Origin of the sequence: Streptomyces ipomoeae 91-03, from assembly GCF_000317595.1 — a bacterium.
In the GTDB taxonomy this organism is placed as follows: domain Bacteria; phylum Actinomycetota; class Actinomycetes; order Streptomycetales; family Streptomycetaceae; genus Streptomyces; species Streptomyces ipomoeae.
This window is the reverse complement of record NZ_AEJC01000533.1, coordinates 1-10,208: the sequence shown is the minus strand read 5'-3', so window position 1 is coordinate 10,208 and position 10,208 is coordinate 1. Positions and strand designations below refer to the sequence as shown.

Annotated in this window: 9 protein-coding genes; 5 read left to right on the top strand and 4 right to left on the bottom strand. The window is 70.8% G+C overall.

Annotation, left to right across the window (positions count from 1 at the left end):
* The 3 genes from STRIP9103_RS34900 to STRIP9103_RS47515 form a co-directional block, all read right to left on the bottom strand.
* The coding region (locus tag STRIP9103_RS34900; protein ID WP_048821527.1) for a hypothetical protein at nt 1-207 on the bottom strand (207 nt) is incomplete at its 3' end.
* On the bottom strand, nt 204-1,424 hold the full coding sequence (locus tag STRIP9103_RS34895) for an OmpA family protein (protein ID WP_234022383.1): 1,221 nt from the start codon (nt 1,422-1,424) through the stop codon (nt 204-206). The genes STRIP9103_RS34900 and STRIP9103_RS34895, both read right to left, overlap by 4 nt.
* Nucleotides 1,425-1,483: 59 nt before the next feature.
* A complete protein-coding gene (locus tag STRIP9103_RS47515) occupies nt 1,484-1,729 on the bottom strand; it encodes a hypothetical protein (RefSeq protein WP_009329584.1) in 246 nt (81 codons plus the stop codon).
* Between the two features lie 252 nt (nt 1,730-1,981).
* Here STRIP9103_RS47515 and STRIP9103_RS34890 point away from each other — a divergent pair, with 252 nt between their 5' ends.
* The 5 genes from STRIP9103_RS34890 (at nt 1,982) to STRIP9103_RS34870 (ending at nt 8,461) form a co-directional block, all read left to right on the top strand.
* Entirely contained in the window at nt 1,982-3,385 is a 1,404-nt protein-coding gene (locus STRIP9103_RS34890) for a sensor histidine kinase (RefSeq protein ID WP_009329589.1), read from the top strand.
* A 33-nt stretch (nt 3,386-3,418) separates the two neighbouring features.
* Complete coding sequence (locus STRIP9103_RS34885; protein WP_234022382.1) at nt 3,419-4,315, top strand: hypothetical protein; 897 nt, start codon at nt 3,419-3,421, stop codon at nt 4,313-4,315.
* 50 nt (nt 4,316-4,365) lie between these two features.
* Nucleotides 4,366-5,256 (top strand): hypothetical protein, encoded by an 891-nt coding sequence (locus STRIP9103_RS34880; RefSeq protein ID WP_234022381.1) that lies wholly within the window; start codon nt 4,366-4,368, stop codon nt 5,254-5,256.
* Complete coding sequence (locus tag STRIP9103_RS34875; protein WP_234022380.1) at nt 5,253-5,924, top strand: Pr6Pr family membrane protein; 672 nt, start codon at nt 5,253-5,255, stop codon at nt 5,922-5,924. Before STRIP9103_RS34880 ends, STRIP9103_RS34875 begins: the two co-directional genes overlap by 4 nt.
* A gap of 194 nt (nt 5,925-6,118) precedes the next feature.
* On the top strand, nt 6,119-8,461 hold the full coding sequence (locus tag STRIP9103_RS34870; protein WP_009329587.1) for an NACHT domain-containing protein: 2,343 nt from the start codon (nt 6,119-6,121) through the stop codon (nt 8,459-8,461).
* On the opposite strand, the gene STRIP9103_RS34865 is transcribed toward STRIP9103_RS34870, so the two are convergent.
* Nucleotides 8,437-10,208: protein kinase domain-containing protein (locus STRIP9103_RS34865; RefSeq protein WP_048821524.1), on the bottom strand; the 1,772-nt coding region annotated here is incomplete at its 5' end. The genes STRIP9103_RS34870 and STRIP9103_RS34865 overlap by 25 nt on opposite strands.

The window sequence follows — 10,208 nt, the reverse complement described above, 5'->3', positions numbered from 1 at the left end:
CTCGGAGTTGGTCCACTCGTCCGCCGGGCGCGCCCGGCCGATCCGGCGTGCCTCACCGACCAGTTCATGGCAGCGGACGATCTTCGTGAACGGCATGGGGCCCATGCCGAGTACGGAGGTGAGGGTCTGAGTGAGGGGGATCCGGACGGGGCCGCGTCCGTACGGGACGTCGGTGCGGCCTCTGGTGGTGTTGTCTTCGTGGGTCATGACGGGGCGGGGCCTTCCTTCGTGGTGACGGTGATCTCGACCCGCCTGTTCTGGCGGGCCAACGCCTCGGCGAAGACTCCGCCGGGCATGTTGTCGACGACGGGCCGGGTGGAGCCGACGCCGTCTACGCGGACGATGAGGGCGGGGGCGACACCGAGACGCACGAGCCGGTCGCGCACGGCCTGCGCCCGGGCGGCGGACAGCTCGTAGCCGCTCGTCCCGGTGTCCACTTGGGCGGTGTGGCCGGTGATGTGTACGGCGCGGTCGGCGGGACAGCGTCTGAGACTGTCCGCGATCGGACTCAGATAGCGGTCGGCGTCGTCGCGGAGGGTGGCGTCGTCCGCGGCGAAGGTGACCGAGGCCGGGACGACGAAGCTGCCCCGGCAGGAGGTGGGGCTCGCGGCTACCGGCACCACCGGGACGGGCCGGTCCGACGCCGACGGCAGCCGCGGGATGTCCTCGTCGCGTACCGTGCACGACGCCGCACCCGAGGCCGTGCACACCGCCCGCCACAGCGCGGTGATCCGCCGCGCGGCGGGCAGTGGCAGCTCCGGCTGGGTGCCGTACGCGATGCCCAGGCCGACGAACTCGACGTGCCGGCCGCGCGCGTCGGGAACCAGTCCGCGGCGCTTCAGGTCACGAACCGTGGCACCGGCGTCGAAGGTCCAGCCGAGCGTGCGGACGTCGAGCGGATCGACGGTCTGCACGCCGGACGAGACGAGGACGACCGTGCCGTCGCGCGGGGTCGCCTGGAGAGCCCGGCGGTAGGTGCCGAGCAGGTCCAGCCCACTCGCGGCCGGCGTGTTCGTGGTCAGCGCCGAGCGCAGCTTCGCCGTCCGTGCCAGGACCTTCTCCCGCGCCGCTGCCGGGTCCTGTTCCACCTCCCGCCCGTCGCGCAGGGGTGTCAGATCGACCTGGTTCACCTCTGGGTTGGTGGACACGACAATGGAGACCGCTCCGTCGCCCGGATCGACCGCGCGCAGGGCGTGGCGCACCGCCAAGTCCTCCAGGACGGGGGCCCAGGGCGCCGGTTCGGCCGTGCTGCCGGTGACGGCCACGGTCAACGGTGCCGGGGGCGGCACCGATCCGCACGCGGTGAGGGTGCCCGCCACCACGCCGACCAGGGACAGGAGCATCAGGGCGCGCGGGGTGCGGGACGTGCGGGGTGTGGGTGTCGTACGCGTCGCGGTGCGGAACGCACGCGATGTGCGGGACACACGGAATGTGCAAGGCGCGCGGAATGTGCGGGACGTGTACGTCACCGTGCGGGAGGGGGTCATGCCGTACCTCCTCGATGCGCGACGGACGTCAGATGCCAGCCGCCCGCGCAGTGCCGGCAGCGGTACGCCCGCACGACCGTCCACTCGGCACGCACGCCGTTGCGTTCGGCTCGGGCCCTGGACTGCCGGGCCGCCGCCAGCGCGAGCTTGGCGTCCTTGCGTTCACCGAGTCGCCGTTTGCCCGTTACGGCGCAGACCGGCCAGTTCCGCCTGGGCCTGCGCGCTCGTCGTGTGATGGCCATGGATTCCTCCGTCGCCGCTCGCAGCGTGGGGCCGACCTGGGCACGCCCCACCCGATGGGCGAAAGGAATAGCGCGCGGCTGTCCGCCCGCCTCGTGGAAATCGCGAGCCGCCCAGCTCAAGGGCACAGGAGCGCGGGAGGCGCGACGTCTGTGCCCACCAGGGTCGTAAAAACCACGACCCCCGTGCCGACCGCTGCTCCAGACTGTGCGCACCCAGGCCCGACCGACGTGACGTCATGGGGGTACCGAGAAATGTCGCTGTCCCAGCAAGACCGGTTGTCGCTCGTCGACTTCCTGCCCGCCCAGGATCGGCCCGCGCATCCCTGGGGGCAGCTCCTGTGGGACATGCGGGCACAGGCCCCGATGAGCCTCTGGTCGACCCGGGTGACCGCGGCACGCATCCACCGCTACGACCGGCTCCGGCCGTACGTGACCCGCGGGTCCCTGCTCGCCGTGCTCAGCGTGCTGTTCTGGCTCGCGGACGGCACCCGGCCGCTCGGGTGGGCCCTGCTGTCCGTGGGCGTGGTGCAGACGCTGCTGGAGATCCACCTCGAAGGGCAGACGCACAGTGGCACGAGGTCACGGTTCGCCGTCATCCGGCTGCTGCTCGCCTGGCAGGACAACTGGCAGTGGGAACGCACCCTGTTGAACGCCACCGGCCTGCTCGGCGGGATCGCCGTGCCGGCGAACGTGCTCGCCGTCCTGTTCTGCACCGGCCCGGGTGACCCCGGCTGGGTCAAGGTCGTCGCCCTGGCGGTGGCGCTCGCGTACGGCAACTCCGGGATCATCCAGGTGCTCACCGACGGCACCTACTACTCGGCCAACCAGAGTCTGCCGCGGTTCCTGGTGACGCTGCGGGCGTATGGCTGGCTGCTCGTCACGGGAGTGCTCGTGTCCGTCGTGGGGTTGTCCGTACACCTGGGCCGGTGGCACCCGGACATGGTGCCGCTGGCGTGGGCGGCGTGCGCGCTGCCTTACCTGGTCGGCATGAAGATGCGCGAGTACGACCGGCTCCTGCGAGTCGGCGGTGAGGAGGTCGCCGTCGCCATGAACGAGGCACGCAGTCGGCTGGCCCAGGACTTCCACGACACCCTCAACGAGGTCCGCACACTGAGCAGGGCGCTGGCCGAGGACGACTCCGTCAAGGCCGAGTACAAGATCGACGCCGCCGACCTCGAACCAAAGCTCACCATGGTCAAGGAAGCGATCGACGAGGCCGCGTGGGACGCTCAGCACCGGAAGATCACCCTCCAGGGGATCATCGAGCAGCTGGGCCGCGACCACTCCCTGGCCCTGACCACCGAGTTGCGGCTGGGCGAACTGCGCCCGGCGAACCGGGACCTGATACGACAGCTGATCACCACCATCGTCACCAACGCCGCCCAGGCGATGGCCCGCCGCGAGATCCACGTCCGGCCGGTCTCGGTGTCCGCCCACATCGCGGACGGCATGATCCACCTCAGCATCCGGGACCCGCTGCCACTGGTTCCGGTCGCCAGGTGGTGCCTCGACGGCAGCACCCTGGCGGTCATGCGGGAGCGGGTGCGCGAGTTCGGTGGCGACATGACGCAGCACGCGGTGGACGGCGGGAAGGAGATCCGCTGTGTGTGGAGTGTCCGCCCGCCGAGGCTCAAGCGGGAGTCGGCCCTGCGGTGACGTCGGAAAACCTGCTGAGAGAGAGTGCGTACAGTGACGCTGGAATACCTTCTGATCGACGACCAGGGCAAGCGCAGCCGGGTGTTCGACCGGCAGGTCTCCATACCCGGTGAGCTCGTCTTCACGATGGTCGACGACCCCGAGCTGCTGAGGGACCTGAGCAGGGAGGAACTGGCGGAGTTCGACGGCGCGATCGTCGACTTCCATCTGAACACCTCCTCCAGCCCCGCCTACCGCCCGCTGACCATCACCGACCCGGGCCTGTACGACGGGCCGGTCGAGGTGCGCACGGGCATGGGCGTGATGCTGTACCTGAAGCAGCACGTGCCCCACATGACCCTGTACGGCATGACCGAACTGACCCACGCGCACGCCCAGTTGTTCCTGGCCGCGGCGTCGGTGTGGCTGGGCGCGGAGCCGCTCAACGTGGGGGAGCCGCCGGAGATCCTGCGCCGGGTGCTGCTCGCCCCGGACGGGGAGAAGGCACACCTCCAGGCGTCGCACCGGCAGATGCGCGACTCGGCGGAGCCCTTCCGGCGGTTGATGGACAGTTGCCTGAACCGCCGGCACCTGACCGAGACCTACGACTGGCTGCGCTGCTACCGCCTGTGCAACGGGCCCAGGGCGCACACCCAGGTGGCGGGTGCCATCAACCGGCTACTGGGGCTCCGGATCGCGGTCGACAAGGAGAAGACGTTCTTCCCGATGATGACGCTGTGGCAGACCGACCTCGAAGCGTTCGTACGGGCCTGGGGCGAGGACACATCGGACTGGCCGGACCTCTCGGCGGGCGCCTCGGCGAAGACCTGGGCGGACCGCAACCCGGTGCTGGACTACGTGAGGTCCGGGGCGTACGACGCCTTCTTCAACTCCGCGGACGTACGGGCCGCCCTGACGTACCACCGCGGTTCCGAGCCGGAGGACGAATGATGGTGACGCTGACGACACCCGCCACGGCCCCTCCGTGGCACCCCGTTCGCGTGACCACCGCCGACGGTCCGGGCGGCGAGCTGCTGCTCGGCGTCGTGGACGGCCGACGGGACGGTGACGGCCCCACGTTCGTGGTCGCGCAAGGCTTTCTGGCGTTCGTGGAGCCCTTCGAGATGCAGCGGTTCCAGGTCATCGCCGCGATGCTGCGCGCCCGGCTCGTCGTCGTGGAGACCCCGGGCGCCGGGTTCGCCGTGTCCCGGCTGCTGCCCAAGGAGCGACGGGCGCTTCTGCGGGGCGACTTCACCGTGCCGGCCCGGCGGATGCTGCGGGCGGCGACCGAGGTCATCGGCGCCCGTCACGCGGACGGCCCGGTCGGCCCGGTCGGCGTGCTGGGCTACTCACTCGGGGCCTCCTTCGCCGCCGCCATGGCCGCCGTGTCCGGTACCGCCGAGACGGGCCCGGCAGTGCGGGAGGTCGTCCTCGTCGAACCGGTCGCGGTCCGGCACTGGAGCGCCGCGGCCCTCGTGTCGGCCGTACGCCGGGAGAACCGTCGCGTCGGGCCGTACCTGGACGAGACTGCCACGGTGACCGGCGCGGTCCGGCCGCTGGAAGCTCGACCGGGCGAGAAGCCGGCCACCCTGCGCCACGGTGACCTGCTGCTGCTGGCGAACGCGCTGCGGGCGGCACGCCTCACCGACGACCTCGTGACGGCCACGCGACGCCCGGATCGGCGGCTGGGGCGTCTGGTCGTCGTACGCGGAGAGGAGAGCCTGCTGTCCCCGCGGCGGGACGTGCACCGTCTCGTGACCGCCGCCGGGTGGCACGGGATCGCGACACGTCTCCTGAGCGTCCCCGGCCCGCACGCCTTCTGGCAGTCGCTCCCCGCCGTCGGTTCCGTCATGGCCGAGCTGGGACACACGTCGGCGACGCTCCCCTCGTGACCGGCGTGGCAACTCCCATGACGGGGCCGACCCTGGCCGTCTGGCTCAGAGGCGTCGCCGCGCTCACCCTCACCGTCGGCGTGGTCTGCCAGTTCGTACAGCGGACGGACCCGACTCCGCCACTGCTGTACTTCACCGTGGACTCGGCGCTGTTGGCCGCCGCCGTCCTGATACGGCGGCTGCTGCAGGGGCCCGAGAGTGGTGCGTGGGGGGAACGGATCCATGGTTCGGCGGTGGTCGGAGTGGTGCTCTCCTCGCTGGTGTACGCGACGGTGATCGCACCGAGCGGGCCGACGGGCACCTGGTTCGGCGCGCACGACGACGGATGGACGAACACCGCGACGATCCTTCTGCACGGCGCGGCGCCGGTCCTGGTGGCGGCGGAGTTCCTGATCAGTTCCTGCTCCCTCACCTCGACCCTGCGCGAGGCCACCTTCCTCGCCGTGTGGCCCGCCGCCTATCTGGCCGCCGTGGGCGCCCTCTGTTGGTCCGGCGCGGCGACGATGCCCTATCCCTTCCTCCGCCCCTCGCAGTTCGGCGCCATCGGAGTCACGGCGGCGATCGCCACGCTGTACGCGATCACCATCACGCTCGGGGCGGCTCTTCCCGCGGCTCATCGCGTGGTACGCCGCTGTCACCCGTCCCACAGGCCAAGCAGGAGTGGCTGACCCGGTCCGGCCCAGTTGCGTCGGGCGCCGTAGCCGCACTTCATATGGCATCGCTCCGTGCGGTTCCTCGCTCTGCCACCCTTTTGGGTTGATTGCGCACCAGCCCCCGGAATCCGCTGTGCTCGTCGGGCACGATGCGGTGCATGCGGAGGGGGACTTCATGGTTTCAGCGGATGCTGTGGGGAGTCGGCCTGGTGTCGGCAGGCTCCGGTCTGGCCGGCTTGTGGTGGACCGCAGACGAGATGGGCTCTCCCGACAAGTCGACCGAAGTGCTCGGTGTCGGCTTCGGCGCCTTGGGAGTGCTCGTCGGCACGGCCGCGCTCGCGGTGTCCTGGATCGGGTACCGGGCCGACCGGCGTGAGCACGCCGACGGGCTGCCGATCGGCGGCCTCGCGGACGCCTTGGCGCCGGCGGTACGCGGGCAGTGGGAGGCCGAGGCCCGGCTGCGGCGCCTGAACGACCCCTACCCCCTGCCCGTGTCCTGGCGCCCCGCCGACCAGGACCTGGTGGAGCCCTGGCCCCTGCTCCTCCGGATGGCCAACCGCCATGCCCCGCACGACATGTGGGCCACACGCCCTGAGGATCTGGTCGGCACCGACACCGAGATCACCGACGTCTTCACCCGCCGCGCCCCCGGCCGCCGCCTGCTCGTCCTGGGCGAACCCGGCGCCGGCAAGACCATGCTGCTCGTCGTCCTCCTGCTCGGCCTGCTCGACCGACGCAGCCCCGGGGATCCCGTTCCGGTCATCTTCCCGCTCGCCTCATGGCACCCCGGACAGAGCCTGGACACCTGGATGGCGAACCGGCTCACGGCCGACTACCCCGCGCTGAGCCGACATCCCACCGAGTTCGGCGGCCGGAACACGGCCCGGGCTCTGCTGGACAACCGCCTGATCCTCCCCATCCTCGACGGCCTGGACGAACTCGCGCCCTCCAGCCGCAGCACCGCCCTCGCCGCCATCAACGCCGCGCTTCCCCCGGGCCGTCCCGTGATCGTCTCCTCCCGGAGCACCGAGTACCGACAGGCGCTACGACCCGCGACCGGAGTCCCCCAACGCCTCAACGGCGCCGCGGGCATCGTCCTTGAGCCACTCACGCTGGACACCGTCGCCACCTACCTGCGCCGGGACGCCGGCGGCGAAGGCACCCCGGCCGCCGACCGCTGGAACCCCGTCCTCGACCGGATGAGCCAACAGTCGCCCCTCACCACAGTGCTCGGCACACCCTTGGCGTTGTTCCTGGCCCGAACGATCTACAACCCCCGCCCCGACGAAGCGGGTCCCCGACTGCCCGACCCCGCCGAACTCTGCGACACCGACCGCTTCCCCACCGAAACCGCCCTGCGCGCCCATTTGCTGAACGCCTTCGTCCCCGCCGCCTATCGCCCCCATTCCCTCCATCCCTGCCGCTGGACACCCGCCCGAGCCGAGCACGTCCTGCGCAAGGTCGCCCATCACCTGGAACGCAAACGGCACGGGACGGTGGACATCGCTTGGTGGGAACTGCGGTACGCGTTGCCGGCGCCGGTGCTCACAGCGGTAGTCGGATCCGCCGTCAGTCTGCTCATGCTCGTGCTCTCGGCTGTGGGCCATGCGTGCAGGCTCTACGCGGCTTCCTACCCCTTCGACGGCTGCGGGTGGCTCTGCCAGAGATTGGTGGACAACTGGCTACTGGGCATGTGCACTTTCGCGTACTTCCTCGCCAACGTACTGCCAAGCCCTCCTCTTTACTTCGAGCTCTACTCCGCGGAAGACCTGTGGCTGTTCCTTCACTGGCCAACCGGCACAGTGAGCGCGTCGATCTTCATCACGCTCGGCTTCGTCGTCGACGGTGTCGCACGGTTGAGAAGTCGCTTCGTTCCCGCCCGACGCCTCCGTTGGTCCTCAAACTCGCGCACCGTGGCTCTGAGTCTGCTCTGTTCTCTCACCACTGGGGTGCTCGTGGGACGGATCTACGGCCCTCTGGCCGGGGTCTCCTGGGCCACGATCGCCTTTTCCATCTGCATCGTCATCACCGGGCTGACGGCGCTACCCGCCGATGCCCGAACCGCTGCGTCACCTACAACCACGCTCCGCGAAGACCAGCGGAGTTTCGCACAGTTCCTTCTGATACCCGTCCTTACCGGCAGCCTTCTCCTCGGGCCCGGAATCGCACTCGGTCACACAGCAGCCGATGCAGTATTCAGCCTGCAAGATCACATGATGGTCTTCGGGAGCGGCTTCGGCTTTTGGGCCGGATGCATCCTCGGCCTGGCCCTCGCACTGAACCGCACCGCCACCGGCCGCTTCCTTCTGATCCGCCTCTACCTGCTCCTCCGCTGGAGGCTCCCGTGGAATGTGATGGCGTTCCTCGACGACGCCCACCGGCACCGCGGCGTGCTGCGGCAAGTCGGATCGGTCTACCAGTTCCGGCATGTCGATCTCCAGCGGCACCTCGCGACCCCGGACGTCACGCCGCCGGTCAGTCCGGCTGCGAGCGCACCGCCGCCTTCCACCGATCCGCCTCCGTCCGGTCACGGCAGGGGTACGGCGCTGTAGTCGCCGGCGCACGAATAGGTGAAGCTGCTGCCCTGTGCACCTGACGCGAAGTCCATGACGCCGTAGTGGAAGTGGTTCAGCGTCGTGTCGCTGCGGTCCAGCCGGACGTCCTCCGGGTACTCCTCCGCGCCGCCCTGGTTCAGGCAGGACGTCTGGGGGCTCCGCAAGGTCGGGTCCCCGGCCGACGCGAACACCAGTTGCAGCCCGCTGGACGTGCGGTCCGCGGACAGGACGACGGCGAAGAACTCGTCGCTGTAGCGGGAGATGCCGATGTGGGGCACGGTCGCGGTGCCCAGTTCGGCGTCCGAGTAGTCGTCTTGGCAGGAGTAACGGAGAACGTATCTTCCCGACACGAGCAGCGGGAAGGTGAGTGTCCCGTCGAAAGCGCCGGGCCGGGCCGTCTCGGCGTCCCATGCGGTCGGACGCACCGTGAACGTCCCGTCCGGTCCACGAACCACGAGGCACGTGGTGTCAGCCGCCCGTAGGTCAGCCTCGCCCCTCGCCCGCAGGGCCACCGTCAGCTGATGGCCGCTCGCGTTCACCGAGGTCACCGTGGCCGCGTAACCCGGGTCTTGGTAGCGGGACACGCCCAGCGTCCCTCGCGTGAACGTGGGCGGCTCGGGTGCCGCGGCCGACGGGGCTCGTACGGACTCCGCCGGGGTGCCCGCAGGCGTAGCGGTGTCCGGGGGCGGGGCGGTGCCGCGCGACGGCTTCCCGTCACCGAACGGCTCGGCCGAGGCCGTGGCCGTCGTGCCGGGCATGGAGTCCGGTACTCCGGCCCCGGATCCGGCCCCGGCCCCGCTGTCCTGCCCCGCCAGCGACACGCCCGTCACGACGAGCAGGCTCGCCGCCAGCGCCAGGGCGACGGTGAGAGCGAGCCTCTTCCCGGCCGCGGGCGTGGGAACGGGAATTCCGGGACGGCCGATCGGGCTGGTGGGGGCCTGCGCGGGCGCCGGGCCTCCAGGGGACACGTATGCGGTCGCCGTGGGCTGCTGATGAGCGCCCGCGGACTGCGGGTCGAGCGCGGTCGGCGGATGCGTGACGGCCAGCAGCCCCTCCGAACTGCGGCGCACCGAACGGGAGACGGAGTCCGGGAGCCACCGGTAGGTGCCACGGCCGTCGGGACGCGGCAGTTCGGCCAGCATGCCGGGGACCTCGGTCGGCGACGGCCGTCCGTCCGGGTTCCGGCTGAGGCACTTCCGTACGAGCGTCCGCAGGTCCGGCGGCAGGGACGGCAGCGAGGGGGTGCGGCCGTCGACGGCGTCGGCGGCGAGCGGAGTTCCTTGTGCGGAGCGCACCGCCTCGCCGGACGCCTCGGCGAGCACCACGCCGAGAGAGAACATGTCGCTCTGCGGACCGACTCGTTGGGCGAGCAACTGCTCCGGGGATGCGTAGACGACACTGCCGACGAACTGCCCCGTGGAGGTCAGCCCGACCTGTCCCACCGGCCGTGCGACCCCGAAGTCGACCAGGCGTGGTCCGGTCTCGGCGAGGATGATGTTGGACGGCTTCACATCGCGATGCACGATGCCGGCGGTGTGGATCGCCTTCAGCGCCTCCGCCAGGCTGGCTGCCAGGACCCGCACGCTGCCGTCGGGCAGCCGGCCGTGCATGGCCAGTACGTCCGCGAGGTTCGGGCCGTGCACGAGTTCCGTCGCCAGCCAGGGCACATCGGCCTCGGCGTCGAAGTCGACGAGCTGCGCGGTGTGCACGCTGCGGACCGCGTGGGCGATCTCGATCTCGCGGG